A 24457-nucleotide genomic window follows, 5' to 3' on the forward strand; every position below is an offset into this window, starting at 1 on the left:
GCAGCTTTCGGGCTCGACGGAGGGGTGGCATTTGATCGGATGCCGCGAGCCCAAATCCAGGCCCGAATCTCAAGTGCAGTCAGCTTACCCGCCGGTGCTGGGAGGCGTCGCTGCGGCAGCAGGAGACCGGGTAGATGGTAGCGGGAACGAGCCGGGAACACGGAGCCCGGTGTGCGCGTTGTCCTTTAGATGACTGTTCCCCTCTCGATTCTCGACCTAGCCCCGATCGCACCCGGCGAGACGGCGCGCGAGAGCTTCGCCGCCTCCGTCGCCCTGGCGCAGAAGGCCGAGGCGAACGGCTACCGCCGCGTCTGGTACGCCGAGCACCACAACATGCCGTCGATCGCGTCGAGCGCCACCGCGGTGCTGATCGCCCATGTGGCCGCGCAGACCTCGAGCATCCGTCTCGGCGCCGGTGGCGTGATGCTGCCGAACCACGCGCCGCTGACGATCGCCGAGCAGTTCGGAACCCTCGAGGCGCTGCACCCCGGCCGCATCGACCTGGGGCTCGGCCGCGCGCCCGGCAGCGACCAGGCGACCTTCCGGGCGCTGCGCCGTGATCCGGCCTCCTCGGAGCGATTCCCCGACGACGTGCTCGAGCTGCAGGGCTTCCTGGCGGGCGAGTCCCGCATACCCGGCGTGAACGCCACGCCGGGTGCGGGGTCGCGCGTGCCGCTGTACATCCTGGGGTCGTCGCTGTTCGGGGCCCGCCTGGCGGCCGCCTTCGGGCTGCCCTACGCCTTCGCCTCGCACTTCGCTCCGGATGCGCTGCACGACGCGGTCGCCACCTACCGTCGCGAGTTCACCCCGTCGGCGCAGCTCGAGCATCCGTATGTCATTGCCGGCGTGAACGCGATCGCCGCCGACGACCGTGAGGATGCGGAGCAGCAGCTCGTGCAGGTCAAGCGCGCCCGGCTGATGATGCTGCTGCGCCAGAGCGGCCGCGTCTCGCTCGAGCGCACCTTCGGCGACGACGAGCTCGACTACCTGCTGACCACGCCGGCCGGAGCGCACGTGCAGAGCATGACCACGTACACCGGGATCGGTACGGGCGCCGACGTCTCCGACTACGTCGAGGACTTCGCGCGCGCGGCCCAGGTCGACGAGGTCATCGTGGCGCACGCGTCGCTCGCGACCGCCGCCCGCCTCCGCTCGGTCGAGCTGCTGGCCCAGGCGCACGACCGCGTCGCGGCCTAGGGCGACAGCCGGAGATTCAGTACCGTGGTGGCATGAGAGCGAAAGCCGTGACCGTGGGGGTCCCCGTCCGCGACCTGCCCGCCGCCATCGCCTGGTACCAGGCGGCGTTCGACCTCGGTGAGGCGGACCAGGTTCCGATGGACGGCCTCGTCGAGTTCGATCTGGGCGCGTTCTGGCTGCAGCTGGCCGCCGATCCCCGGCTCGCGGGCCAGGAGGGCATCTCGGTGAACATCAGCGTCGACGACGCCTCGGCGGTGCAGCAGGGCTTCTCGTCGAAGGGGCTGCGGGTCACCGAGGTGCAGCGCATCGAGGGGGTCGTTGAGTTCTTCGAGCTGACCGACCTCGACGGCAACGCGATCGGCTTCGTCACCGAGCTCGGCTGAGGACGATGGATCCGGACGCCGCACCTGCCGCTGCCGCTGCCGTCTCGTTCACTCGGGATGAATTGCAGGGGTACCGGGGGCAGCCCGTTCCCGACGTGGTGGGCGAGCACCCACGACTGCTGTTCGTCGGCATCAACCCGGGCCTTTGGAGCGCCGCAGTGCGAGCGCCGTTCGGCCGGCGGGGCAACCGGTTCTACCCCGCGCTGTTCGAGGCGGGGATCGTGGATCGGGTGATCGACGCGTCGGACGGGCTTCTGGACGAAGACCGCGACCAGCTGATCTCGCGCGGCATCGGGATCACCACGCTCGTCGAGGGCGCCACCGCCCGCGCCGACGAGCTGAGCGCGCTGCAACTGAAGGACGGCGCCGCTTCGCTGACGGCGCGCGTGCGCTCGCTGCAGCCGAAGGTCGTGGCGATGCTCGGCATCACCAGCTTCCGCGTCGCCTTCGCGCGGCCGCGGGCCTTGGTGGGGCGGCAGCCCGACGGCCTCGAGGGGGCGGAGCTGTGGGTCGTCCCGAACCCGAGCGGCCTCAACGCGCACGAGTCCGTGGCGTCACTCGCGGCCGCGTACCGAGAGGCCGCGGTCGCGGCGGGCATCGCGGTGCATCCGCTTCGCCGAGCCGGTCGCGGCTGAATCGTCGTCGTCACCGCTGTCGCTTCGAGTGTCCGATCGCCTACGCATCTCATCAGGTAAATCCGAGCCCACCCACCTGCGTTGTAGTGCCAGGGGGACTGCCATAGGGTCATGAGCAGGCGACAGAAGTAGCGGGACGTAGCCGAGTTTTCCCGGTCCGGCACAGGGCCGTCGAGGCTCTCATCTACTCAGAACCTAGGAGCATCATGGACGTGTCTCAAGCGGAACCCCTCGACGCCGTTTCCGTGCGTTTCGGAGAGATTCCTCGATATCGAGTGCGGGCCTGGACGAGGCCCGCATCTCCGGAAAACGCGTGGATGGTAGACGAGTGGGATGTCTCCGACGCTCCGGGCGTTGACGCGGTGATCGCCTGGGCCGAGGCGCAAGTTGCCGACAGCGTTGAGGTCTTCCTTCAATGGGATGACCACGCGGAAAATCGCGACGGCGAGACGGTGGTGCGACGTCGATTTACGAGACTGTACGGTCAGCCTGCTCACGATGATGGTTCGATGGAGACGGTGGTTCTCACGACGAACGAGTAACGCGCGGCCCCTCGAGGAGGGGCCGCGCCAGGTGGTGCTTTGACGTTCTACTGAATAGTTTCGAAGGTCACGGTCTCGGTGGTCGGGTACAGCTGCTGTTCGATGACGGCCTGCTCATCGGGGGTGAGCGACTTGGACGCGCCACAAGCGACCGAGATCCAGGGCGAGTACACCGTGTTTGCCGCATAGGCCGGGTCAACGCCAGCTGGTGCGCGAAGCACGTAGCTCAACCGGAGACGGAAGGTCGCGGGGCCGGCGCTGCGCGGAGCCGCCGAATTGCTCGATTCGTAGTTGGTGTTGTAGTAGTCATTCGTGTTTCCGGCCCAGGTCGCGCCGTCGGCGCGTTCCAGTACGGTGTGCACGTAGATTTCGTCCATGACGACTGAGCATGACGCTGTGCCAACGCCATTGATAGTGCCGTCGACGTGAGTAGAGGGGTGCGGATTTTGGGCCTGCATAGTGCACACGCCTATCACTGCCGCTTAGGCAGGAGCGGCCGCAGCTACTGATCCCCCGACGAGCAACGCTCCCAGCATCAACGATGCGAATAGCCGGCGTCGAGCCCCACCCTTTGTTGCGGTCTTGTTCATGACGCTCCCTCCTCCGTAGGCACCGTACCTAGTTTGGGGGCCACGTTAGACCTTCTTATCTACAGTTGTCTAGGATCACATTCGAGACAAAGAGTCTCGTTCGCCCGGTGATGCCAGACTTGCCGGCTCTTATACTCACGTGCTCAGTTGAAATATTTGGCTTCAATATTGCGGAGTAGTTCCGCCGTGAGCATCACTGATTCCCGGACGCGCTGGTCTCCGACCTGCACGCGCAAGGCTTGTGGGCATCCGAATAGGCATGCGCCCCTCGCGGGCGGCGCTTCTCGTGCTCGCTACCGCAGGATGGTGCCTGGCTCGCCCTGGTCGGGGCCACCGGCGCGGGCGCCGCCTATCGCAGGCAGGACGCAGGATGCAACGTGGCCGCGGTCGAGGCGACGGGCAGGGGCGGCACCCACTGAGCAGCTCGGGCGGGGGCAGTGCCGACGCGGTTACGCCCGGCTCGACTCCGAAGGACTAAACGGGCTCTCTGCTGAGGCGGAGCATCCGGATGGTCACGTTCGCCTGGCTCGCGAGGGACACCAGGACGACGATCGCCCAGTACGCAAGAGCCGGGAGCTCGTAGGTCTCGGCGAGCTCCCACGTCTCCTTGACCGCGACGAGCAGCCCACCGGCCGCCACCCCGAACCACCCCGTGGCGCGGCTCGCGAACGCCGTGGAGACCGCCGTCGCCGACGAACCCGCGCGCCGGAACCGGGCCCGCTGCACGAGGTACATGACGGGCGGCACCAGCCAGAGCGCCCTGTCGATCCGCTTGCGGTCGGGCCACGCCGGACCCGTGCGGGCGACCTCCCACAGTTCGAGCGACCCCTGGAACAGCGGCCCCGCGAACAGCAGCCACGCTCCGACGGTGCCGGCCCAGATCGCGAGGATGTCCATCCCCCGATTAACCCCCACCCCCGAGCGCGACGTCGCCCGCCCGGGCGCGCTATTGAGCTACATGTTTCGCTTCACTTATTGCACCTATTGCACTTGGTGCGGGATACTGGTGGCATGTCGATTGCTATGAGCGGTGGCCCGGGAGCAGAGGCCGAGCGCGTCGCGCAGCGTGCACTCGAGCGGGTCAGGCGTGCCGCCGAAGCAGCCCCCGGCACGAACGTCGTCGCCCTCTCGATCGCGGGCGAGAAGACGCCGGTCGAGATTCCGGCCGAACTCTCCGACGTGGTGATGGCTGCGCTCGTGAATCTCGCCGCGGGTCATCACGTCAGCGTCCTGCCGAGAGACTCGGAGTTGACGACTGTGCAGGCCGCCGAGGTCCTGAACGTGTCCCGTCCCTATCTGATCAAACTCCTCGAGGAGGGTCGGATCGACTACCGGATGGTGGGCACGCACCGGCGGATCAGCACCGGATCCCTGCTGGAATTCAAGGCGCAGGACGATGCCCGCGCGCACACCTCGGCGGATGCGCTCGTGCAGCTGAGTCAGGAGATGGGCATCGATCAGTGACCGTCACCGCGGTCTATGACGCGAACGTCCTCTACCCCTCGCTCCTCCGCGATCTCCTCATTCGGATCGCCGTCGCCGGCGCCGTGCGCGCCCGATGGACGGACCTGATACTCGACGAGGTATTCCGCAACCTCCGCGCTGACCGCCCCGATCTCGATTTCGGCCTGCTGATCCGAACCCGTTCGCTGATGAACGACGCCATCCGCGATGTGCTGGTCAGCGACTTCGAACACCTCATCGACGAACTCCAGCTACCGGATGAGAACGATCGCCACGTGCTCGCCGCCGCGGTGCACGCGCACGCGGAGGTGATCGTCACCTTCAACCTCAAGGATTTCCCCGACGACGCCCTGCGTGCCCGGGGAGTCGTGGCGCAGCATCCCGATGCCTTCCTGACCGAGCGATTCGATGAGGACCCGGCGGTCGTCACGGAGGCCCTCGATCGGATCTCAGCGGCGACCAGGAATCCCCACCGGACAGTCGCCGAACTCGTCAGACGCCTGCAGGCCTCCGGATTGCCGATGCTCGCGGATCGCCTCGATCCCGCGCGAGACTGACTCGCGCTTCGATGGAGGCGCGCGCGTCAGGGCAGGCGGGCGAGGAAGGGGTCGAGGAGGAGCCAGGTCGCGGCGGGGTTCTCGAGGTGGGGGAGGTGGCCGGCGGCGGGGACCTCGGCGAACTCGGCGCCGGGGACCGCTGACGCGACGGCGCGGCCGTAGGCGGGGGTGACGACCCGGTCGCTCTCGCCGTAGAGGACGAGGGTCGGCACGTCGATCGTCGCGAGGCGGCCGAGCAGGGTCGGATCGCTCATCCCGCGCCCCGCGATCGCGGCCATGGTCTGGCCGTTCGAGGCCTGGATCGCGCGCTGCTCGGCGGTGAAGCCTTCCGGGTCGAGGTAGCCGCGGTCGGGGTCGTGCCAGGCGACCTCCGCGAGGCCACGGGCATCGAGGGCGAAGAAGTCGGCGATCGGCTCGCCATCGACGAGGGCACCGACGCCGTCGATGTCGATCACGGCGGCGATGACGCCCGCGTAGACGGCCGGCGAGGCGGCGGCCTGCGTCGCCATCTCAAGGGCGATCCAGCCTCCGATCGAGGAACCGACCAGGACGACGCCGTGATCACCATCGGCCACCAGACGATCGAGATAGAGCGTCGCCAGAGCGGCGACCGAATCGATCTCGGAAGGGCGGGGCGTGCCGTCCCACCCGGGATGCGTCGGCGCCACGACCCGGAACGCCGGCTCGAGATGCGCGACGATCGGCGCCACGGTCCGCGGCCCCCCGCCCCCGTGCAGAACGAGTGCGACCCGGGCGTCGGTGGGGAGGGAATTCATGGCGTACCGCCTAACTCAACATGTTTATATACGAACGTTGATACGGTAGCACGATGGCGACCCCACTGGAACTCCTCGGGCAGGCGATCAAGCGCGCTCAGTACCGCAACCACCGCACGATGGATGCGGCCCTGCGTGACATCGGGGTCTCGCTCGTGCAGTGGGATGCGCTGCGGGCGATCGAGCGGATGCCCGGGGCATCCGGTCACGACCTCGCGGTGGTGACGTTCCAGAGCGATCAGGCGTTCGGCACCCTGGCGAACCGACTCGTGGATCGCGGGCTGGTCGCGCGGACGGCCGGGCGCGGCCGGCGCCTCGAGCACGTGCTGACGGATGATGGCCGGCAGGTGCTCGCCGACGGTCACGCGATCGCCGGCGACGTGCTCGACGACCTCTTCACCCCCCTCCCCGAGCCCGACCGCGCCACCCTCCTCCGCCTCCTGCAAACCCTCACCGACCCGCAGGCCGACGCGGCATCGCCGGATCAGGCGGCACTGCCCGACTAGGCGGCGCCGCCCGACTAGGCCGGGCCGGTCGGGCTCTCTGCGCCCGTCGCATTCGAGGGAGCAGGCGCGGACGGGGGCGGGACGAGGGTTCGCACGTAGGCGAGCACCTCCCCCGCCACGAGGTCGAAGGGGTCGATGCGGCGCTCGGCACGACTCATCACGACCGCACCCTCGGCCGCCGCGATGAGCATCGCCGCGATCCCGTCTGCGTGGGCACCCGGCAGGCCACCCTCGGCGAGCAGCTCGGCGAGCACCGCACGCCAGTCACGGAAGACTTTCGCCGTGTCGCCGAGCACGTCGGCCGACTCGGTCGCGGTCGTCACGGCCAGCACCGCGCATCCGGCCCGGAACTCGGTCACGGTCAGGAGGTAGCGCCAGGCCGTGAAGAACCGCTCGGCGATCACGTCGGCCGGCTCGCCGCGCCAGGCCTCGATCATCGCGATCGAACGGGCTCCGGATGCGGCGACCGCCTCCGAGACCAGCTGATCCTTACCCTCCGGGAAGTGATGGTAGATCGACCCCCGCGGGGCGCCGGTGCGCTCGAGCACCGTGGCGAACGAGGTCTGCTGCAGGCCACCGCGCGCCAGCAGGTGCACGGTGCCGTCGATCATCTGCTGACGGGTGTCATTCGCCACGGCGGACCTCTCCCCCGCCGGCGACGATTCGTGCGGCGGGTATGAAAACCATCATAAATCGCCCTTGACTATGACGACCTGCATAGTCCAGGCTGGGCGCACCGCAACCCCGAAGGAGCCCCACCATGCCGATGATCGACGTCTACGCCACCACCGGAACGTTCGCCGACACCCACCAGCTCGCGATCGACCTCGCCACCGCCGTGAAGGAGATCGAGGAGGTGCCCGACATCCCGATGTTCCACAAGAACACCGCCGCCTTCATCCACCAGCTCCCGGCGGGCGACCTCTCGAACGTCGACGGCGACACGGATTACGTGCGCGTGCAGGTCCTCACGAACGCGGGCGCTCTCGATCGCGAGAAGCAGCTCGCCGTCGTCTCGCAGGTCACGGCGATCGTCGCCGCCGCCGCGGGCGACCCCGGGCTCGGCGAGCGCACCTGGGTGCTGCTGACCGAGGCGGTTCCGGGCGGATGGGGGCTCTGGGGACACGCGCAGACCAACGACGAGATCGTGGGGGCCGCCCGCGCCGAGATCGGCCGGCTGCAGGCCGGGAACTGACGGCGGGCCGGCCGCCTGTCACCCCGTCGAGACCGCCACGACCGACACCGATACCGCCCACCAGCGCAGCCGCACCGCCGACCTCACGCCCGACCCGCAACGGAACCCGCCGATGCCCACCACCCCCACCCGTCCCCACACCATCGGCTTCCTCATCTTCGAGGGCGCGAAGATGCTCGACATCGCCGGCCCCTCCGAGGTCTTCGCCGAGGCGAACCTCTCCGGCGCCGACTACCGCATCGCTATGCTCACCACCGACGGTCGTGAGGTCCGCACCTCGATCGGCGTCCGCATCACCCCCGACGCCTCGGCCTTCGACGAGACGCACTGGGACACGGTGCTGATCGCCGGCGGCGAGCCGTTCCCCGCGCATCCGGTGCCCGACGAGCTCGCCCGGGCCGCCCGGCACCTCGCCGAGCGTGCGGGACGAGTGGCCTCGATCTGCACCGGCGCCTTCGTACTCGGCGCGGCGGGCCTCCTCGACGGACGGCGGTCGACGACGCACTGGAAGCACACCGCCGAGCTGGCCCGGCGTCATCCCGAATCGACCGTCGAACCCGACCTCATCTTCGTGAAGGATCACGCCACGTACTCCTCCGCGGGTGTCACCGCCGGCATCGACCTCGCCCTCTCCCTGGTCGAGGAGGATCACGGCGCCGACCTCGCCCGCACGGTCGCGCGCTCGCTGGTCGTCTACCTGCAGCGCGCCGGCGGGCAGTCGCAGTTCTCGGCCGCCCTCGAGGGCCCGGGCCCCCGCACCCCCGCCCTGCGCGCCGTGATCGATCAGGTGACCGCCGACCCCACCGGCGAGTACTCGCTCGACGCCCTCGCCCGCATCGCGCGCGTGAGCCCCCGGCACCTGACCCGCCTGTTCCACGAAGAGCTCGGCACGACCCCCGGGCGCTACGTCGAACTCGTGCGCTTCGAGCTGGCGAAGGCCCGACTGGATGCCGGCCTGTCGGTCACGATGGCGGCCGAGCTGGCGGGGTTCGGCTCCTCCGAGTCGCTCCGTCGCGTCTTCGTGAACCGGCTGCAGATGTCGCCGCAGCGGTACCAGCGGCGGTTCCTCTCGACCGCGCCGAGCCGTGGGCCGGACAGGTCCGGATCCGTGGCATTGACGGCCGCCCCAGCGGGGCCGAGGGTGCCTCGCTGAGAGGAATGTGGAGACCGTCACCAACGACCCACTCCTCTTCGAAAGGCACCTCATCATGACCACGAATCCCGGCCTCGTCGACACCCCCCTCGCCTTCGTCGAGGCGGCGAACGGCGTGACCTACGCCTACCGCCGCTTCGGCGCTGCAGCCGGCACAGGCACGGCATCCGGCACAGGCACAGGCACAGGCACCGAAGCTGGCACAGGCACCGAAGCCGGCACCGCCACCTCGACCGCCGTCCCCCTCGTCTTCCTCCAGCACTTCCGCGGCAACATCGACAACTGGGATCCGGCGCTCGTCGACCGCATCGCCGCCGCACGCGACGTCATCCTCTTCGACAACACCGGCGTCGGCGCCACCACCGGCACCACCCCGAACACGGTCGAGCAGATGGCCGACGACGCGATCGCGTTCATCCTCGCCCTCGGCCTCGACCAGGTCGACCTCTTCGGCTTCTCGCTCGGCGGCTTCGTCGCCCAGGACATCGCGCTCTCCCAGCCCTCCCTCGTGCGCCGCGTGGTGCTCGCCGGCACCGGCCCGAAGGGTGCACCGGGCATGGAGCGGTGGACGAAGGACGTCGAGGATGCGGTGGTCGCCGACGAGACCGGCCCGGCCGGCGTGCTCTACGTCTTCTACGCCCACACCGACAGCAGCCAGGCGGCCGGCCAGGAGTCGCTCGGCCGCATCTACGGCTGGGCCGAGGGCCGCGACGAGCAGCCCTCGCTCGAGACCAAGAACGCCCAATACGAGGCAGTCCTCAACTGGGGCGTGCGCGATTGGGATGCGGTGGCGCGGCTCACCGAGCTCCGCCAGCCCGTGCTCGTGCTCCAGGGCGACGACGACATCATGATCCCCACCAAGGCGAGCTACACGCTGGCCGGCCTGCTGCCGGACGCCCGTATCCGCATCTACCCGGATGCCTCGCACGGCTCGATCTTCCAGCACGCCGACGAGGCGGCCCGGGATGCGCTCGCGTTCCTCGGCGAGTGACGCGCGCCGCGACATCCACACCCCCACCACCACCACCCACTCTTCACCCACCGCACCACCCCACTGAAAGCGAGAAGACAATGCCGTACATCACCACCTCCGACGGAGTCGAGATCTACTACATCGAGCAGGGAGAGGGGCAGCCGATCATCCTGAGTCACGGCTGGCCGCTCAACTCGGACGCCTGGGCGCTCGAGCTGAAGCTCTTCGCCGACGCCGGCTACCGGGCGATCGCCCACGACCGGCGCGGCCACGGCCGCTCGAGCAAGACCTACACCGGCAACGACATGGACCACTACGCCGCCGACCTCAACGACCTGGTCGAGGCGCTCGACCTGCGCGACCTCATCCTCATCGGGCACTCGACCGGCGGCGGCGAGGTCGTGCGCTACGCGGCGAAGTACGGGAAGGACCGCGTCGCGAAGGTGATCACGGCCGGAGCGATCCCGCCGCTGATGCTGAAGACGCCGGCCAACCCCGAGGGGGCGCCGATCGAGGTGTTCGACGCCATCCGCGAGGGTGTGCTCGGTGACCGCTCGCAGTACTATCGCGACCTCGCCCAGCCGTTCTTCGGCGGGAACCGCGAGGGGTCGTCGGTGTCCGAGGGCCTCGTCGAGGACTTCTGGCGGCAGAGCATGGAGGCGAGCGTGGCCGCGGCGTACGACTGCATCACCGTCTTCTCGGAGACCGACCTGACCGAGGATCTCAAGGCGATCGACGCGCCCTTCTTCATCGCGCACGGCGACGACGACCAGATCGTGCCGATCGTGGCGGCGGCCGAGAAGGCGATCAAGCTGCTGAAGAACGGGACGCTGAAGGTGTACCCGGGGGCGCCCCACGGGATCCACGGGGCGTACCAGGTCGAGCTCGACCGGGACATCCTGGAGTTCATCAAGAAGTAGCGGAGTGAGCGCGTGGGCTCGCGGGGCCGGTTCGGTCCGCGGGCCCACGGGTTCTTTCGCCCACCGGTTCGTTCGGAGGAGGAGGGCAGTCGGATGGATGTGACGTCAGGCGGCGAATACGTCGCCCTCGGCAGCTCCTTCGGTGCGGGCCCCGGCCTGAAGCCGAGGGCCGCCGGGGCACCACGGGCCTCGGGGCGGTCCGACCGCAACTACGCGCACCTCGCCGCGACCCGGCTCGGCCTGGACCTCGATCTCGACCTGCGTGACGTGACCTTCTCCGGCGCGACGACGGCCGACATCCTGAAGGGCACCAGGGCGCGAGCGGCACAAGTGGATGCGGTCGGGCGGTCGACCAGGCTGGTCACCATCACCGCCGGCGGCAACGACGTCGGCTACCTGCCCGCGCTGACCCTCGCGAGCCTGCCCCGCCCGATCCGGATGCTGCCCCAGCTACGCCGCCGGGTCGCCGCCTTCACGGATCCGAACGCGACCGAGCAGAGGTTCGACCAGCTCGCGCACGACCTCGCCGGCCTCCTGCGCACCCTACGGAGCCGGGCCCCTGAGGCCACCATCGTGCTCGTCGACTACCTGACGATCCTCCCGCCCGCGGCATCCGCTGCTCTGGCTACGGACCGGCAGCTCGCGGTGCTGCGCGAATCCCCGGCGGCCGACCTCACCGCGTGGGGGCGGCACGTCGCACAACGCCTGAGCTCGACCTTCGCCGCGGCGGCCACCGCCGAGGGCTGCGACTTCCTGCCCGTCGGTGAGCTCTCACGAGACCACCACGCCTGGTCGGCCGAGCCCTGGACCAGGCGCTTTCACCTCTCCCTCCGCGGTGGTGCGCCCTTCCACCCCACGGCCGCAGGCATGGCGGCGGTCGCCGATCTGCTTGTCGACCACCTCAACCCCCGCCCCTAGTCCGCCATATTCACTGAAGTGGTTGAGGTCGAGCCGAAGCCAGGGACTTTCCCCCGAAATCGGGTAAACTCAGAACCAATCGACCCCCTCCCAAGCCTCTCCACGATGCTCAAATGGGAGGGGCCTTTTTCTTTTCGGGAATCGTGAGGGGTCGAGGTCGGCATGAAGCCCTATTTGTCGTGGGGGCGGCAGGTCGAACTCCTGAGAAGTCGCGGCCTCCACGTGCCGAACGACGACGAGTGTTCTCGCTTTCTGGCCGCCGAGAACTACTACCGGTTCTCCGGCTACGCCCGCTACTTCCAGCGAGCGCCGCATGACGGGGACGACGCGTTTCATCCTGGGACATCCTTCGACGAGATCCGGGCCGTCTACGACGCGGATCGGGAGGTGCGCGAATCGCTCATCCCTCAACTCGCCCGAGCGGAGATCCTGCTGAGGAGCCATGTCGCACACACCATCGCCGCGACACATGGGCCGTACGCGACGTACCTTCGCGAGGACTTCTACTCGGATGCGCCGAATTCCGAACCCACGGCGGCGTCGTGCGTGCGCGACATCGCGCGCAGCCGCGAACGCCACATCCTGCGATTCCGAACCGACGCCGGGGATACGGGATCGGCGGAGCTTGACAGGCTTCCCGTCTGGTCGGCGGTCGAGGCGTGGTCGTTCGGAACCCTCTCCAAGTGCATCGAGCGAGGCGCCCGGGGTGCTCTCTCCGAAGCGGTGGCGACCAGCCTCGGGGTCGCGCTCGCTGGATTTCCCTACCGGGTGCGCTCGCTCGTGTATCTGCGGAACCGATGCGCGCACCACAGCCGGCTCTGGAATCACTCGGTGATCGACGCCGGGCCCACCCCGAACAACGTGCGTGTCAAGGCGAAGCGTCTCGCGGGCCAGTTCGACCCGAGGTCGATCGTGGACGTCATCGCCTCACTCGATGACGTCCTCGCCCGCGGCATGGGCGCGACGCCCATCCTGCCGACGCTCTCCGAGCGCTATGCCTCGAACGACACCTACTGGCGAGGTCTCGCGAAGCCCGAGAATCCGCGCGATCACCGATGACTCGACTGCGAGGATGTCCCCGTCTCGTCGCAGGTCAGTCGAGTTCGTCGACCGCGTAGCGGGGCGGGAACTCGGCCGATACGGGGGAGACGATCGAGAGCATCTCGATGAACACCCCGGCCGAATCGACGTCGGGGTTGCCCGCGAAGCTGCTGGGCGGCGTGAAGTCCGAGGCTGTCTCGAAGTAGAAGTCGGGCGCGGTGGCGGCGCGGTACCGCCTCACGGCCGCGGCCGCATCCTCACCCGACGGCTGGTCGGACGACGACGCACCCAGGGCCGAGGTGTTGAACTGGTAGACCGGGGTGTCGTTCGATGTGGTCATGGATACGTCCCCGCAGGCGCCGTTCACCCCGAAGCCGTAGGTCCGCCCGCCAGTCTGGTTCGAGGGGACGGTGATCGGGATCTCGACGTAGAGGTCAGGAGACGAGACGGTTCCGGCGGCGAAGAGGTAGACGTTCGAGAGGTCCTCGGGAGGGAGGGCCCCGACGTCGGCGATCTCGAGCGGCTCGCGCTGGAGCCGAAGCGTCGAGCGGGCGGGCGTGACGAACGCCGGCTCGAACTGCGGATTGCAGGCGAGCACCGTGTACAGCACCGTCGACCCGGCCTCGGTGGCGAGGGTGGTGACGACGAACTGGTCCTCGAGGTAGATGCGCAGCACGTACTGCTCGCGGACGAACCCGCTGCCGGAGTATTGCGTGACCGACTGCATCCGCTCGATGCTCGCCGGGCCGAGCGCCGCCTCGAAGTTCGACACCGCGATGCCGGCCGAGAGCTCGCGCAGCTGGGTGTAGACCTTCTCGTTCGGGAAGACCTGGTCGAAGGCGCCCTTCGTCCAGTTGCCGACCGCGAAGGCGGCGACCACGAGGGTGATGAGGATGGCGCCGCCCCGGTAGGCGGTGCGCACCGAGAGCCACCGCCACCCGCGCCGGGCGACGAGCGGCCTCTCCCACCACGGCTCTTCGCGGCCGGCATCGGCGTTCTCGCTGGGCGGGTTCGGCGGGGCGGCGGGGGTCTCTGGGCTCGGAGGGCCGGCCGGGGTGGAGCGAGGACGGGGGCTCATGGCGATCGTGATCCTGCCTGTCGAGGCGCCCCCGCGCCGATCTCGGGACCACTCCGTCCCCCTGCAGCCACCCTGGCCCACATCCGCCGCCGTGTCGAGCGACTGACGGAGCCGACTTCGGCCAGAACACGAGCATTTGAGGCAAAAAAAGACCCGCCCTCACATGGAGGACGGGTTGGTGCCACAACGATAACACGCGACCGCCTCACCACCCCAGCGGCTTCGAGATCGATCCGACCCGTTCGGGCAGCTGCGTGCGAAGCAGGTCGGCGGGGTCGAGCCGACGCCACCAGTGACCACCGACCCCATCCGTCGACACGCCTTTCAGTGCGTCGCTCAGCGGCTTGGATTGGGGATTGATGAGCCCCACTGGAACATGCTCGCGTGCGACCCGGACGGGCAAGGCGAGGTCGGAGTCGTTCGAGACGACGATCGCGGCGTCGACCCGCGCCTGGAGTACATCGGTGAGCAGGTGAGTCGCGACATTCACATCGGACCCCTTTTCTTCTCTCTTGCGTACCGTGGCGAGCACGAGACCGTCGGCAGTGCGGCGCACGGGCAGGCCCGGCGACCACGACAACCTGGCGAGCAGATCGACGAGCGCCTTAGGCGCTCGGGTACCAGAGCGGTCCGGAGTCATCACCGCCCCTTTCGACCACGACGCGTAATAGCCCTCCTCGATCACGTCCACCGAGTTCGACTCCTGAAGCGCCCGCAGATAGAAGTCCTGGCGCTGGGTCATGCCCGGATCAGCCGGATCGTTCACTCGAGCCGTGCAGAAAATCACTCGCTCAACCGACGAGCCCGCCCATTTCGCGTACGACGACGAAAGCGCGCGCAGATCGAGCCAGCGCCACCCGGGAATGCTCCCGAGCTGACTCTTCGCCCCGTAATAGAGGTTGAAGCCGTCGACATAGACTCCCACGCGCATCACGTCAGCGTACCGTAACTGAGATTTAATCATCCGCTTTGGTGCTGTCCGGTGCAGAGCGCGCTACCGAGGTTCTACCGAGCCGGGCCTGCGGCGGTGCAGATGTGGGAAGTCAGGATAAAGTGGCGGGATGCCCCTCTTTCGGGGGCTGCAGGTGCGTAGGGGAACGGCGGGTGCAACGGTGGACAGCGACGAGGCCTTCCGCATCAATCTCGAGAGCGTGCGCCCGGGGCAGTTCGTCGAACCGGATGCGGCCGCCAAGCACCACCCGAAAGGCCGCTTCTACCGCCCCGAGCTCTACAGCCGGCGCGAGCGGATCATCGACAGCACCCCTTTCCGCGTCGGCGCCATCACGGCCCTCGTTCTGGCCCTCGGCGGCCTGATCGTAGGCCTGGCAAGCGCCTCCGCCATCCTCTAGCCCCCCCAACTCCCCACCCCCGCCCACCAGCGACTGCTGCGTCCGGCTCGGAACGAGCTCGGATGTCCCGAGCGATCCGCCGAGGCGGGGCTGGGTTTTTCGCTCGAGTCATTGGCCGGGCCTGGCGGGCGTCCGCGCAGCGGATGCGGGATATGACTCGAGCGGAAAACCCAGCCCCGCCTCGGCACCCCGAGCAGACCCGATCAAGACTTCCGACCGAACGAGCAACGCCCAGACCGGCGCCCCGAGGTAGAGTCGGAGCAAACACACGGGAGCCCGGTGAGCCGGGCTGAGAGGAAGCGAACCACGCTTCGACCGTCGAACTTGATCTGGATAATGCCAGCGCAGGGAGAGTGAGAGCGTCATGCTCATCGTCGATCACCGCAGCATCCGCCGCGACCGCCCCACCGCATCGGCCCCCGCGGCCGAGCCGGTCGGCGAGGTCGTCGCGACGCGCTGTGGCGGGTCGGTGCCGGGAGGATCCCGGATCGTCTTCACGCCCCGGCATCGCCCCTGATCGGTCGGCAGCTCTGCGCCCGCCGCCGGCGAGCGCGCCCGCCTGCACCCGCAGTGAAAGGCAGAACGCCCCGATGTCCACGACCGCGCCACCCACCACGACGACCCCAGCCGCAGAGCCGGCATCAGCCGCAGCCACAGCCGCAACCCAAGCGAAAGCAGCCGCATCCGCCCAGCCCGCCCTCTCCCCCGCCGACCTCGGCGTCGGAGCCCGCTTCACGCTCTCGGTGATGGACAGCGACTTCGCGGCGATCATCCTCGGCGCCCTCGCCGAAGCCGACGCGGCAGCCGACACCGACGCGACCGACCCGACCCTCGAGGTCCAGACCGACCCCGTCAGCACCCTCGTCCGCGGCCCCGAGCAGCAGGTGCTCGAGTACCTCACCGCCGCCATCGCCGCCGCAGCCCGCAGCGGGCACCACGTCAGCGCATCCGTTCTGCTCTCGCGCGGCTGCCCCGGCGAGGTCACCTGCACGACGACCCCCGGCCTGCTCGCCGAGGCGGCCGAGGTGCCCGTGCTGGCGCCGACCGGCATCCGCGCCTCGGCGCACTGGTCGCTCTACCCGCTCGACGACACCGGCCGGCCCGGGATGGCCCCCGACCACCTGCGCGACATCTACGCCGCCATCGACCACGCGAAAGAGCTCGGCACCTACGTGCGCGGCGAGCACTACGCCACCCTGCTCGAGGGCGACCTCGCCGACGTGCTCGCCACGATCGCCGCCGGCTGGGTGCTCGTGGGGCGCACCGTTCAGCACGTCACGAGCCACGCCGTGATCTCGATCGCCAGCCCGACGGAGGTCTGAACCATGAGCATCCACACCCGTCCCACCTCGACCCCCACGACGCCCGGCCCCCGCAGCCGATCGCTCTTCGCCTGGCAGCTGAAGGACATCATGCTCGTCGTGGTGCTCGGCGCCGTCTTCGGGTTCCTCTACTGGGCGCTCGTGCAGGGCTGGATCGCCCTCTCCGTCGCCACCGGACCTTTCGGCGACCTCACCCAGCACGTGCTCCTCGGCGGCTGGTTGCTGGTGGCGCCGATCGCGGTGGCGATCATCCGGAGGCCCTTCGCCGGCGTGATCGCCGAGATCATCGCGTCGGTGATCGAGGTGGTGTTCCTCGGCTCGGCGGTGGGGCCGTTGCTGTTCGTCGCGGCCGCAATCCAGGGGGCCGGGAGCGAGCTGCCGTTCGCACTCACCCGCTACCGCCGCTTCAGCTGGCCGGTCTACGCACTCTCGGGCTTGCTCGGGGCGGGGCTGGTGTTCTTCTACTCGGCGTTCCGGTCGGGCTGGTACGGCACCGACCTGTTCCTCGTGCGTCTCGCCATCCAGCTGGTCTCGGGCGTGGTGCTCGGCGGGCTGCTGGCGAAGGTGATCGTGGATGCGCTGGCCCGCACCGGCGTCGTCGACAACTTCGCGATCGGTCGGGCCCGCGTCGGTGCCTGAGGTGTTCGGGGTTCGGGCGGTGGATGCGGGCGGTGCGGATGCGGCGGACGCAGGCGGCGCGGACGCCGCGGATGCGCGCGCGGCGGGTGCGCCTGCGGCTTCGGCTGCTGCGGACGCTTCAGTCGCAAGCGCGGCGGTCGAGGCCGCCGGCGTCGGCGTGCGCGCCCCCGGCCGGGAGGCTCCCCTCCTGGCCGACGTGTCGCTGCGCCTCGCTCCGGGCGAGCGGATGCTCGTGCTCGGCCCCTCCGGATCGGGCAAGTCGAGCCTGCTGCAGGTGCTCACCGGCGTCATCCCGTTCTCGCAGAACCTCGACGCCGAGGGCACGGTGCACCTCGACGGAGACGACGTGACCGACCGGCCCGTGATCGAGCGGTCGCGGTCGCTGGGGGTCGTGGCGCAGGATCCGTCGGCCGCGATCTGCCTCGCCCGCGTCGACGAGGAGGTGGCGCTGCCGCTCGAGAACCACGGCGTTCCGCCCGAGCAGATCTCGGCGCGCATCGACGAGGCCCTCGGCCTGGCCGCCGCGGGCCGCCTCCGCGAGCGCGCCACCGCCGGGCTCTCGGGCGGCGAGGTGCAGCGCGTCGCCCTCGCGGCGGCCCTCGCCGCCCGGCCCGCGGTGCTGCTGCTCGACGAGCCGACGTCGATGCTCGACCCGGCAGGCGTTCGCGCGGTGCGGTCGGCGGTGGATGCGGTGGTCGCCGACGGACGCACCGCCGTCCTCCTCGTCGAGCACCGCCTCGACGAGTTCGCGGGGCCTGAGGGCGCGGCGCGCCTCCCGGGCCAGGCGATCGTGCTCGACGAGGGCGGGCGGATGCTCGCGAGCGGCCCGACCGCGCAGGTCCTGTCCGAGAACGCGGTGCGGCTGCACGACGCGGGCTGCTGGCTGCCGCTCGACGCCGAGCTCCTCGCGATCACGGGCCACCCCGGTGGCCTCGCGTCTCCCGCCGTGCGCGAATGGCTCCGCGCCGCGGCGGCCGCGCCGGCGCCCGCGGATGACGTGAAGGCCGCCCCCGCTCCGTCCTCACGTCCCTCGCCCACCTCCAAGCGCTCCCGCCGGCTCAGCGCGTTCCCCTCCACCACTTCGGGAGCGGACGCCGCCTCTCACGAGGACCGCGGGTCGCGTGGCGGAATGCCACCCCACGACCGCGAAGTGGTGCTAGCGGCGCAGGGCGTGACCGTGGGGCGGCCGGCCCCGGGCGCACGGCCGGAGCGTCGCGGGACCGGGCAAGACGGGATCGGGCGCCGCTGGATCGGGCGACGCGGAAACGGCCGGAAGCGACCCGTGATCGAGGTCGAACCGGTGGTGTCGGGGGGCGACCTCGAGCTGCGTGCCGGCGAGGTGGTCGCCCTGCTCGGAGCCAACGGATCCGGCAAGTCCTCCCTCCTCCTCACCCTCGCCGGCCTCCTCCCCGCCGGCGCCGGCGAGATCGTGGGGCCGCGGCCGAGCATGGTGTTCCAGTACCCGGAGCTGCAGTTCCTCGCCCACCGCGTGCGCGATGAGATCGCTGTGGGGCTTACCGCGCCCGCCGCCGAGGTGGCGGGGATCGTCGACCGGCAGCTGCGCATCCATCGTCTCGAGCATGTCGCCGACCGCGACCCGCACCGCCTCTCGGGCGGGGAGAAGCGGCGGCTCAGCCTCGCCGCGATGCTCGCGCACGACGACCGCCCGGTGCTGCTGGCCGACGAGCCGGCCTTCGGCCTCGACCGGCGTGACACGGTGGCGACGGCGCGGGTGTTCCGTGACGAGGCCGCGCGGGGTCGCGCCGTGCTCTTCTCGAGCCACGACCTGCGCTTCGTGGCGGCCGTCGCCGACCGCGTGATCGTGCTCGCCGACGGGGTCGTGGCGGCCGACGGTCCGACCGCCGAGGTGCTCCAGGATGCGGCCCTGCTCCGCCGCGCCGGCCTCGAGCTGCCGCCCCTCGTCGCCTGGCTCCTCACGACCCCCGAGCCACCCTTCGGCACACAGCCGGATGCGGGAGCCGGCATGGCGCGCGCGCTTCGGAGTCTCTATGTGGCGACGTCGCATCAATCGATCGCTGGCGGTGCTGGCGGCACTGGCGGCACTGCCGGCGCTGTCGGCGCGGACGGCGTCGGCGACCCGCACACGGCGGTGGCACGGTGATGCTCGGCCCAGGGGTGGTGCGCGACTCGGCACTCGCGCGACGGAACCCGACCGTGAAGCTCGTGGTGCTCTTCGTCGCCTCCGTCGCCCTGCTGTTCGTGCTCGATCCCGTGACCCCGGCGCTGATCTGTGCGGCTGGCCTGATCGGCGTGGTCGTCGGCGGGCGGGTGCCCGTGCGCACCGTGCTGCGCGCCCAGCTGCCGTTCCTGGTCTTCGCGTTCGGCGTCTTCACGGTCAACGTGCTCAGCCGGCCCGGCACGGTGCTCTGGCAGGAGGGGTTCATCCGCATCACCGTCGAGGGGCTTGTCGTCGGTGCCGCCCTGGCGCTGAGAACGCTCGCGATCGGTATTCTCGCCATCGGCTTCGTCCTCACCACCGACAGCCTCGACCTCATGACGAGCCTCCACCAGAACGCCAGGCTCGGGGCGCGCCCCAGTTACGCGCTGATGGCGGGGTATCGCCTCCTGCAGCAGCTGCCGGAGGACTGGGCCGCCATCGGCGCCGCCCAATCCGTGCGCGCTCCCCTCCGCCGCGACGGCACGGTCCGCCGCACCCCCGCCGCGTTCGGTCGCGCGGCGTTCGCGCTGCTCGTCCTCTCGATCCGGCGCGGCGAGCGGATGGCGCAGTCCCTCGAGTCCCGCGGCCTCGGCCTCGCCCCCCGAACGGTCTGGCACCCCATCCGGGTCACCCCGCTCGACCTCGTCTTCGGCGCAACAGTGCTCGCCACACTCGCCGCCGTGATCACGGCAGCAGCCCTCCTGGGCCTCCTATCGGGCCCCGCCGCCCTCTTCTGAAGAGCATCCTCGCGAGGAGGTCGTCGTCCACCCCTCGACGGGGGGCAGCAACCGGATGACCCTTCCCCCTAAGCTCGACAACTGTAGGGCCGAATCAGGGGGATTCTCATGTTCACACGCACTGCTGCGGGTATCGCATCCGTCATCGTCGCATCCGCTCTCGTCATCGGAGCCGGCCCGGCGGCCGGGGCGGCGGTTCCCGGCGCACCGGTCCCCGGCGACACCGTCGCTCTCCACTACGCCGACGCCCCCGTGCTCGGGCCGCGGGACTACGTCACGCCGACGATCCAGAACCTCGAGGTGCGGAAGCTGGCTTCCGGCTTCTCGATCGAGTTCGACGTCTCGTCCGTCGCGAGCCCGACCATTCCCGGCACCTACTACGGCGGCGACCTCATCCTCACCGGCTATGTCGGCACGGGCGCCACACCGGTTCCGGCTAGCCCGGTGTTCGGCCCGCTGCCCGACTTCTACGAGACCCTCGACACCGGCCTCCCCGAGACCTCGGCGACACCACAGACAGGCCACTACTCCCACGTCTTCGCTCTCGACCGCGCCGAGTCGCACGTCCTCGCCCTGTACGCCACACAAGGCTGCGACAACACCGGCGGCCCGGTGGGGTGCGGTGGGTCCGACGCCCTCTACGCCAGCGCCGTCCTCGGCGCCACCGGAGGTTTCGGCGTCGACCGGGTGGCCGGTGCCGACCGCTACGAGAGCGCGGTCAAGGTCTCCCAGAACTCGTACGAGCGCCGGGCCGAAACGGTCGTCATCGCGACCGGCGCCAACTACCCGGACGCCCTCTCCGCGGGTCCGGCCGCCGCGCGCCTCGGCGGCCCGCTCCTCCTGACCGCGACCGACACCCTCTACCCCGCGGTGAAGAGTGAGATCCAGCGTCTGAACCCAGAGACGATCGTGGTGGTGGGAGGTGCGAACTCCATCTCCCCGAGCGTGTTCGACCAGCTCAAGGGTCTGCAGACGAACACCGTCCGAATCGGCGGGGCGGACCGCTATGAGGCGTCTCGAAACCTGGCCGTGTATGCCTTCGGCGAATCAGGCGCGGCCACGGCGTACGTTGCGACGGGGTCGAACTTCCCCGACGCGCTCAGTGCCGGCGCGGCGGCGGCGACGAACGACGGCCCCGTCCTGCTCGTGAACGGCACGTCGGGCACTCTCGACGCGGCCTCGGCCTTGACCCTCAGCACCCTGAAGGTGAAGACGGCGATCATCGCCGGTGGCCCGAACTCGGTCTCCTCCGGCATCCAGTCGGATCTGGGATCGCTGCCGACGGTCACGTCCGTGCTGCGCGACGGCGGCGCCGATCGGTACTCGACCTCGGTGAACATCAATCTGCGCGCCTTCCCGACCGCGACGCACGCCTTCATCGCGACCGGACAGAACTTCCCCGACGCGCTCTCCGGCTCCGCCTGGGCGGGCCTCGTGGATGCTCCCCTGTTCGTGGTGAACACGACCTGCGTCCCGCAGGGCACCCTTGCCGCGATCACTCAGGAGCGCGCGAGCAACGCCACCCTGCTCGGCGGCCCGAACACCCTCACGGCGACGGTGCAGACGCTGACCCCCTGCGCGAGCTGACCGCACGACGAGGCGCCGGCGTCCCCGTCGACCGACGGGGACGGGGCACCGGTCACCAGCGGTCGTGCACAGCCGCCCGGAACGAGCGGTCGTAGATCTCGTGCACCGTCTCGTCGAGGCCCTCGGGCAGGTCGAGCAGGCCCGCGGCCGCATTCGACTCGGCCTGGGCGCGGTTGCGGGCACCGGGGATGACGCTGGACACGCCATCCTGGGCAGCCACCCAGGCGAGTGCGGCAGCGGAGGGCGCCACACCCTCGGGCAGCGCGGCGGCGAAGGCCTGCGCGGCCTCGACCCCGGTGCCGAAGTCCACGCCCGAGAAGGTCTCGCCTACGTCGAAGGCGCTGCCGTCGCGGTTGTAGGTGCGGTGGTCGTTCGCCGCGAAGGTGGTGTCGCGGGTGTACTTGCCGCTGAGCAGGCCCGAGGCCAGCGGAACCCGGGCGATGATGCCCACACCGGCTTCGCGCGCCGCCGGCAGCACCGCGTCGAGCGGCTTCAAGCGGAAGGCGTTGAAGATGATCTGCACCGACGCCGTGCCGGGCCGCGCGATGGCGGCGAGCGCCTCGTCGACCGTCTCGACGCTCACGCCGTAGTTCGCGATGGCACCCTCCTCCACCAGGGTGTCGAGCGCGTCGTAGACGGCGTCGTTCGAGAACACGGGAGTGGGCGGACAGTGCAGCTGCACCAGGTCGAGCGAGTCGACGCCGAGGTTCTTGCGCGATCGGTCGGTCCACTGCCGGAAGTTGGCGAGCGTGAACTCGCCCGGATCCTGCGGGCCGCGGCGGCCCATCTTGGTGGCGACGAACACCTCCGCATCCGGATGCTCGCGACGGAAGGTGCCGATCAGCGTCTCGCTGCGACCGTCACCGTAGACGTCGGCCGTGTCGAAGAACGTGACGCCGGCGTCGACGGATGCGGCGAGCACGTCCAGTGCGGCACTCTCGTCGACGTCGCCCCAGTCGGCGCCGAGCTGCCAGGTGCCGAGGCCGATGATGGAGACGGGGCGGCCGGTACGGCCGAGGATTCGCTGCTGCATGCTCCGACCCTAGTCCGAAGGTCCGACAGCGCCTCGGGGGATCAGGACTGGAAGCTCAACAGCACCTTGCCGGCGCGACCGGGCTTCGCGCTCGCGGCGGCCGCATCCCGCGCCTGCTCGAACGGGAAGACGGCCTCGACGGGCAGTTCGACCTCGCCCGAGCCGATGCGCTGGATCAGCTCGCCGAACAGAGCACCGCGCTTGGCGGCATCCATCTCGCGGCTGACCCGGCTGCCCCAGAAGCCCTTGACGGTGACGTTCTTGAAGATCAGGCCACCGGACGGGATCTGCAGGTCGCCCGAGCCCATCGCGCCGAAGGAGACGAACAGGCTGTCCTCGCCGAGCAGCGACACGAGGTCGGCGGCCGAGGAGCCCCCGACGGAGTCGACGGCCGCCACGGGGTGGGCGTCGCCGAGGAGTGCGGCCGCGGCATCCTGCCAGCCGTCGTTCTCGGTCGAGACGACGTCGTGGATGCCGATGGCGGCGAGCTCCTCGACCCCGGCGTCGCGGCGCACGAGACCGAGCACGCGCACACCGCGGGCCCGGGCGAACTGGGCGACGAGGCGGCCGACCGCGCCGTTCGCGGTGTTCTGCACGATCCAGTCACCCTCGGCGACATCGAGGTAGTCGAGCAGGCTCAAAGCGCTGAACGGCATCGAGATCAGCTGGGCGGCGGTCTGGTCGTCGATGCCGTCGGGAACAGGGATGAGGCCGGCGGCCTTGGCGACGAAGAACTCGCTCCAGGCGCCGAAGGTGCCGCCCGTGGCGACGCGCTGGCCGACCTGCAGGGTGGTCACGCCCTCACCGAGCGCGTCGACGACGCCGACGGCCTCGGTTCCGGATGCGGCGGGCAGCTCGGGCTTGAAGCCGTAGGTTCCGCGGATGGTCCAGAGGTCGTGGTTGTGGATCGGGGAGAGCAGGGTGCGGACGCGCACCTCGCCCGCGCCCGGCTCGGGGGTCGGGTGCTCGGTGACCTCGAGGACCTCGGTGGCTTCGCCGAAGACGGGGTGGGTGAGGGTGCGCATGATGCTCCTTGGGGGTGGTGCGGGTGGATGGAAGGTTCAGTCGAGGAGGAGGGACGTCGTCCGCAGGGCGGAGACGAAGGGCGTGCCGTCGCGGGAGATGCGGTCGAGCAGGGCTGCTCCGAGCCAGAGCTCGTAGAGCGACTCGGCGAGTTCTGCCGCGGGGCAGGGCGAGGTGATCGAGCCGTCCTGCTGACCCTCGGCGACCACGCCAGCCATCAGCGCGACCAGCCGGGCCACGCCGTCGGCGAGGGCGAGCCGCATCGGCTCGGAGAAGCTCGAGACCTCGGCGGCGAGCTTGACCACGAGGCAGCGGTCGGCTGACGCCTCGCCTGCGTGGCCGGCCCAGGCGTCGCCGAGCATCCGGAGCCGGTCGCGGGCGGTGGCGCCCGTGCCGGTGGTGCCGGTCGGGCTGCCCATGCCGCTCAGCAACCCTTCCACCGCCTCGAGATACGTCTCGACGTAGCGTTCGAGCACCGCGACCCCGAAGCCCTCCTTCGAGGAGAAGTAGTGGTAGAACGAGCCCTTCGGCACCCCGCAGGCGGTGAGGATCTGCTGCAGCCCCACACCCGTGAATCCCTTGGCGAGGATCAGGTCCTCCCCCGCGGCGAGGATCGCCCCACGGGTGGATTCGGCTTTGGCGGTCAGGGTCATGAGCACC

The 24457-nt window shown here is 70.1% G+C and carries 29 protein-coding genes and 1 riboswitch; of the genes, 20 read left to right on the forward strand and 9 right to left on the reverse strand.

What is annotated here, in order from left to right:
- The first annotated feature begins 189 nt into the window (after positions 1-189).
- The 4 genes from HSO01S_RS03855 to HSO01S_RS03870 all read left to right on the forward strand — a co-directional run bounded on the left by HSO01S_RS03855 (position 190) and on the right by HSO01S_RS03870 (position 2757).
- Entirely contained in the window at positions 190-1197 is a 1008-nt protein-coding gene (locus HSO01S_RS03855) for an LLM class flavin-dependent oxidoreductase (RefSeq protein WP_066039264.1), read from the forward strand.
- Positions 1198-1229: 32 nt separating this feature from the next.
- Complete coding sequence (locus HSO01S_RS03860; RefSeq protein WP_157078894.1) at positions 1230-1580, forward strand: VOC family protein; 351 nt, start codon at positions 1230-1232, stop codon at positions 1578-1580.
- 5 nt (positions 1581-1585) lie between these two features.
- Positions 1586-2215 (forward strand): mismatch-specific DNA-glycosylase, encoded by a 630-nt coding sequence (locus HSO01S_RS03865; protein WP_066039266.1) that lies wholly within the window; start codon positions 1586-1588, stop codon positions 2213-2215.
- Positions 2216-2532: 317 nt separating this feature from the next.
- Complete coding sequence (locus HSO01S_RS03870) at positions 2533-2757, forward strand: hypothetical protein (protein WP_066039267.1); 225 nt, start codon at positions 2533-2535, stop codon at positions 2755-2757.
- A gap of 47 nt (positions 2758-2804) precedes the next feature.
- On the opposite strand, the gene HSO01S_RS03875 is transcribed toward HSO01S_RS03870, so the two are convergent.
- Both HSO01S_RS03875 and HSO01S_RS18975 read right to left on the reverse strand, forming a co-directional pair.
- Positions 2805-3134 (reverse strand): hypothetical protein, encoded by a 330-nt coding sequence (locus tag HSO01S_RS03875; RefSeq protein ID WP_066039268.1) that lies wholly within the window; start codon positions 3132-3134, stop codon positions 2805-2807.
- A gap of 687 nt (positions 3135-3821) precedes the next feature.
- Entirely contained in the window at positions 3822-4244 is a 423-nt protein-coding gene (locus HSO01S_RS18975) for a hypothetical protein (protein ID WP_066039269.1), read from the reverse strand.
- A 114-nt stretch (positions 4245-4358) separates the two neighbouring features.
- Here HSO01S_RS18975 and HSO01S_RS18980 point away from each other — a divergent pair, with 114 nt between their 5' ends.
- A complete protein-coding gene (locus tag HSO01S_RS18980) occupies positions 4359-4811 on the forward strand; it encodes an excisionase family DNA-binding protein (protein WP_169799925.1) in 453 nt (150 codons plus the stop codon).
- Positions 4808-5368 (forward strand): VapC50 family PIN domain-containing toxin, encoded by a 561-nt coding sequence (locus HSO01S_RS03890; RefSeq protein ID WP_066039271.1) that lies wholly within the window; start codon positions 4808-4810, stop codon positions 5366-5368. The genes HSO01S_RS18980 and HSO01S_RS03890 overlap by 4 nt, the downstream gene beginning before the upstream one ends.
- Before the next feature lie 26 nt (positions 5369-5394).
- On the opposite strand, the gene HSO01S_RS03895 is transcribed toward HSO01S_RS03890, so the two are convergent.
- Positions 5395-6144, reverse strand: a complete 750-nt coding sequence (locus HSO01S_RS03895) for an alpha/beta fold hydrolase (protein WP_066039272.1) — start codon at positions 6142-6144, stop codon at positions 5395-5397.
- 53 nt (positions 6145-6197) lie between these two features.
- Between HSO01S_RS03895 and HSO01S_RS03900 the strand changes: the two genes are divergently transcribed.
- Positions 6198-6650, forward strand: a complete 453-nt coding sequence (locus tag HSO01S_RS03900) for a MarR family winged helix-turn-helix transcriptional regulator (RefSeq protein ID WP_066039273.1) — start codon at positions 6198-6200, stop codon at positions 6648-6650.
- A 14-nt stretch (positions 6651-6664) separates the two neighbouring features.
- Here HSO01S_RS03900 and HSO01S_RS03905 read toward each other — a convergent pair whose 3' ends face one another.
- Positions 6665-7285, reverse strand: a complete 621-nt coding sequence (locus HSO01S_RS03905; RefSeq protein ID WP_084361280.1) for a TetR/AcrR family transcriptional regulator — start codon at positions 7283-7285, stop codon at positions 6665-6667.
- A gap of 125 nt (positions 7286-7410) precedes the next feature.
- Here HSO01S_RS03905 and HSO01S_RS03910 point away from each other — a divergent pair, with 125 nt between their 5' ends.
- The 6 genes from HSO01S_RS03910 to HSO01S_RS03935 all read left to right on the forward strand — a co-directional run bounded on the left by HSO01S_RS03910 (position 7411) and on the right by HSO01S_RS03935 (position 12868).
- Positions 7411-7845 carry a tautomerase family protein gene (locus HSO01S_RS03910; protein ID WP_066039274.1) on the forward strand — a complete coding sequence of 145 codons (435 nt, stop codon included), beginning with the start codon at positions 7411-7413 and terminating at the stop codon, positions 7843-7845.
- Between the two features lie 112 nt (positions 7846-7957).
- On the forward strand, positions 7958-8998 hold the full coding sequence (locus HSO01S_RS03915; RefSeq protein ID WP_066039275.1) for a GlxA family transcriptional regulator: 1041 nt from the start codon (positions 7958-7960) through the stop codon (positions 8996-8998).
- Positions 8999-9053: 55 nt separating this feature from the next.
- Positions 9054-9989, forward strand: a complete 936-nt coding sequence (locus HSO01S_RS03920) for an alpha/beta fold hydrolase (RefSeq protein ID WP_066039604.1) — start codon at positions 9054-9056, stop codon at positions 9987-9989.
- Between the two features lie 80 nt (positions 9990-10069).
- Positions 10070-10891: an alpha/beta fold hydrolase gene (locus HSO01S_RS03925; protein WP_066039276.1), complete on the forward strand. Its 822-nt coding sequence runs from the start codon at positions 10070-10072 to the stop codon at positions 10889-10891.
- Positions 10892-10984: 93 nt separating this feature from the next.
- On the forward strand, positions 10985-11809 hold the full coding sequence (locus HSO01S_RS03930; protein ID WP_066039277.1) for an SGNH/GDSL hydrolase family protein: 825 nt from the start codon (positions 10985-10987) through the stop codon (positions 11807-11809).
- A gap of 222 nt (positions 11810-12031) precedes the next feature.
- Positions 12032-12868 (forward strand): Abi family protein, encoded by an 837-nt coding sequence (locus tag HSO01S_RS03935; protein WP_245635881.1) that lies wholly within the window; start codon positions 12032-12034, stop codon positions 12866-12868.
- Between the two features lie 34 nt (positions 12869-12902).
- Here the strand turns inward: HSO01S_RS03935 and HSO01S_RS03940 are convergent, their stop codons facing one another.
- Positions 12903-13928, reverse strand: a complete 1026-nt coding sequence (locus HSO01S_RS03940; RefSeq protein ID WP_066039279.1) for a hypothetical protein — start codon at positions 13926-13928, stop codon at positions 12903-12905.
- Positions 13929-14133: 205 nt separating this feature from the next.
- Complete coding sequence (locus HSO01S_RS03945) at positions 14134-14859, reverse strand: NYN domain-containing protein (protein WP_066039280.1); 726 nt, start codon at positions 14857-14859, stop codon at positions 14134-14136.
- Between the two features lie 181 nt (positions 14860-15040).
- On the opposite strand from HSO01S_RS03945, the gene HSO01S_RS03950 reads away from it, so the two are divergent.
- From HSO01S_RS03950 to HSO01S_RS03975, 7 genes are all read left to right on the forward strand, one after another.
- Positions 15041-15277, forward strand: a complete 237-nt coding sequence (locus HSO01S_RS03950; protein WP_066039281.1) for a hypothetical protein — start codon at positions 15041-15043, stop codon at positions 15275-15277.
- 258 nt (positions 15278-15535) lie between these two features.
- Positions 15536-15645: riboswitch (TPP riboswitch) on the forward strand.
- On the forward strand, positions 15642-15794 hold the full coding sequence (locus HSO01S_RS18620; RefSeq protein WP_157078895.1) for a hypothetical protein: 153 nt from the start codon (positions 15642-15644) through the stop codon (positions 15792-15794). It overlaps the preceding riboswitch by 4 nt.
- Positions 15795-15867: 73 nt before the next feature.
- The gene (locus HSO01S_RS03955; RefSeq protein WP_084361281.1) at positions 15868-16599 is read left to right on the forward strand and encodes a YkoF family thiamine/hydroxymethylpyrimidine-binding protein; all 732 of its coding nucleotides are present in this window, start codon (positions 15868-15870) and stop codon (positions 16597-16599) included.
- Positions 16600-16602: 3 nt separating this feature from the next.
- Positions 16603-17238 (forward strand): ECF transporter S component, encoded by a 636-nt coding sequence (locus tag HSO01S_RS03960; protein WP_066039282.1) that lies wholly within the window; start codon positions 16603-16605, stop codon positions 17236-17238.
- The gene (locus HSO01S_RS03965) at positions 17231-19360 is read left to right on the forward strand and encodes an ABC transporter ATP-binding protein (protein WP_169799926.1); all 2130 of its coding nucleotides are present in this window, start codon (positions 17231-17233) and stop codon (positions 19358-19360) included. The genes HSO01S_RS03960 and HSO01S_RS03965 overlap by 8 nt, the downstream gene beginning before the upstream one ends.
- Positions 19360-20154: an energy-coupling factor transporter transmembrane component T family protein gene (locus HSO01S_RS03970; protein ID WP_066039284.1), complete on the forward strand. Its 795-nt coding sequence runs from the start codon at positions 19360-19362 to the stop codon at positions 20152-20154. Before HSO01S_RS03965 ends, HSO01S_RS03970 begins: the two co-directional genes overlap by 1 nt.
- 108 nt (positions 20155-20262) lie before the next feature.
- Positions 20263-21741 carry a cell wall-binding repeat-containing protein gene (locus HSO01S_RS03975; protein WP_066039285.1) on the forward strand — a complete coding sequence of 493 codons (1479 nt, stop codon included), beginning with the start codon at positions 20263-20265 and terminating at the stop codon, positions 21739-21741.
- A 52-nt stretch (positions 21742-21793) separates the two neighbouring features.
- On the opposite strand, the gene HSO01S_RS03980 is transcribed toward HSO01S_RS03975, so the two are convergent.
- Genes HSO01S_RS03980 through HSO01S_RS03990 form a run of 3 tightly spaced genes read right to left on the reverse strand, consistent with a single transcriptional unit; the run spans position 21794 to position 24450 of the window.
- Positions 21794-22774 (reverse strand): aldo/keto reductase, encoded by a 981-nt coding sequence (locus tag HSO01S_RS03980; RefSeq protein ID WP_066039286.1) that lies wholly within the window; start codon positions 22772-22774, stop codon positions 21794-21796.
- A gap of 41 nt (positions 22775-22815) precedes the next feature.
- Positions 22816-23799, reverse strand: a complete 984-nt coding sequence (locus HSO01S_RS03985) for a zinc-binding dehydrogenase (RefSeq protein ID WP_066039287.1) — start codon at positions 23797-23799, stop codon at positions 22816-22818.
- Positions 23800-23835: 36 nt separating this feature from the next.
- Entirely contained in the window at positions 23836-24450 is a 615-nt protein-coding gene (locus HSO01S_RS03990; RefSeq protein WP_066039605.1) for a TetR/AcrR family transcriptional regulator, read from the reverse strand.
- Positions 24451-24457 lie beyond the last annotated feature (7 nt).

Source organism: Herbiconiux solani NBRC 106740 (assembly GCF_001571005.1).
Classification (GTDB): Bacteria; Actinomycetota; Actinomycetes; order Actinomycetales; family Microbacteriaceae; genus Herbiconiux; species Herbiconiux solani.

What these genes read in the sequence shown, in the direction of transcription:
- HSO01S_RS03855 (WP_066039264.1), top strand. Translation starts at nt 190, where the DNA reads ATGACTGTTCCCCTCTCGATTCTCGACCTAGCCCCGATCGCACCCGGC.
- HSO01S_RS03860 (WP_157078894.1), top strand. Translation starts at nt 1,230, where the DNA reads ATGAGAGCGAAAGCCGTGACCGTGGGGGTCCCCGTCCGCGACCTGCCC.
- HSO01S_RS03865 (WP_066039266.1), top strand. Translation starts at nt 1,586, where the DNA reads ATGGATCCGGACGCCGCACCTGCCGCTGCCGCTGCCGTCTCGTTCACT.
- HSO01S_RS03870 (WP_066039267.1), top strand. Translation starts at nt 2,533, where the DNA reads ATGGTAGACGAGTGGGATGTCTCCGACGCTCCGGGCGTTGACGCGGTG.
- HSO01S_RS03875 (WP_066039268.1), bottom strand. Translation starts at nt 3,134, where the DNA reads ATGGACGAAATCTACGTGCACACCGTACTGGAACGCGCCGACGGCGCG.
- HSO01S_RS18975 (WP_066039269.1), bottom strand. Translation starts at nt 4,244, where the DNA reads ATGGACATCCTCGCGATCTGGGCCGGCACCGTCGGAGCGTGGCTGCTG.
- HSO01S_RS18980 (WP_169799925.1), top strand. Translation starts at nt 4,359, where the DNA reads ATGTCGATTGCTATGAGCGGTGGCCCGGGAGCAGAGGCCGAGCGCGTC.
- HSO01S_RS03895 (WP_066039272.1), bottom strand. Translation starts at nt 6,144, where the DNA reads ATGAATTCCCTCCCCACCGACGCCCGGGTCGCACTCGTTCTGCACGGG.
- HSO01S_RS03900 (WP_066039273.1), top strand. Translation starts at nt 6,198, where the DNA reads ATGGCGACCCCACTGGAACTCCTCGGGCAGGCGATCAAGCGCGCTCAG.
- HSO01S_RS03910 (WP_066039274.1), top strand. Translation starts at nt 7,411, where the DNA reads ATGCCGATGATCGACGTCTACGCCACCACCGGAACGTTCGCCGACACC.
- HSO01S_RS03915 (WP_066039275.1), top strand. Translation starts at nt 7,958, where the DNA reads ATGCCCACCACCCCCACCCGTCCCCACACCATCGGCTTCCTCATCTTC.
- HSO01S_RS03920 (WP_066039604.1), top strand. Translation starts at nt 9,054, where the DNA reads ATGACCACGAATCCCGGCCTCGTCGACACCCCCCTCGCCTTCGTCGAG.
- HSO01S_RS03925 (WP_066039276.1), top strand. Translation starts at nt 10,070, where the DNA reads ATGCCGTACATCACCACCTCCGACGGAGTCGAGATCTACTACATCGAG.
- HSO01S_RS03930 (WP_066039277.1), top strand. Translation starts at nt 10,985, where the DNA reads ATGGATGTGACGTCAGGCGGCGAATACGTCGCCCTCGGCAGCTCCTTC.
- HSO01S_RS03940 (WP_066039279.1), bottom strand. Translation starts at nt 13,928, where the DNA reads ATGAGCCCCCGTCCTCGCTCCACCCCGGCCGGCCCTCCGAGCCCAGAG.
- HSO01S_RS03945 (WP_066039280.1), bottom strand. Translation starts at nt 14,859, where the DNA reads ATGCGCGTGGGAGTCTATGTCGACGGCTTCAACCTCTATTACGGGGCG.
- HSO01S_RS18620 (WP_157078895.1), top strand. Translation starts at nt 15,642, where the DNA reads ATGCTCATCGTCGATCACCGCAGCATCCGCCGCGACCGCCCCACCGCA.
- HSO01S_RS03955 (WP_084361281.1), top strand. Translation starts at nt 15,868, where the DNA reads ATGTCCACGACCGCGCCACCCACCACGACGACCCCAGCCGCAGAGCCG.
- HSO01S_RS03960 (WP_066039282.1), top strand. Translation starts at nt 16,603, where the DNA reads ATGAGCATCCACACCCGTCCCACCTCGACCCCCACGACGCCCGGCCCC.
- HSO01S_RS03970 (WP_066039284.1), top strand. Translation starts at nt 19,360, where the DNA reads ATGCTCGGCCCAGGGGTGGTGCGCGACTCGGCACTCGCGCGACGGAAC.
- HSO01S_RS03975 (WP_066039285.1), top strand. Translation starts at nt 20,263, where the DNA reads ATGTTCACACGCACTGCTGCGGGTATCGCATCCGTCATCGTCGCATCC.
- HSO01S_RS03980 (WP_066039286.1), bottom strand. Translation starts at nt 22,774, where the DNA reads ATGCAGCAGCGAATCCTCGGCCGTACCGGCCGCCCCGTCTCCATCATC.
- HSO01S_RS03985 (WP_066039287.1), bottom strand. Translation starts at nt 23,799, where the DNA reads ATGCGCACCCTCACCCACCCCGTCTTCGGCGAAGCCACCGAGGTCCTC.
- HSO01S_RS03990 (WP_066039605.1), bottom strand. Translation starts at nt 24,450, where the DNA reads ATGACCCTGACCGCCAAAGCCGAATCCACCCGTGGGGCGATCCTCGCC.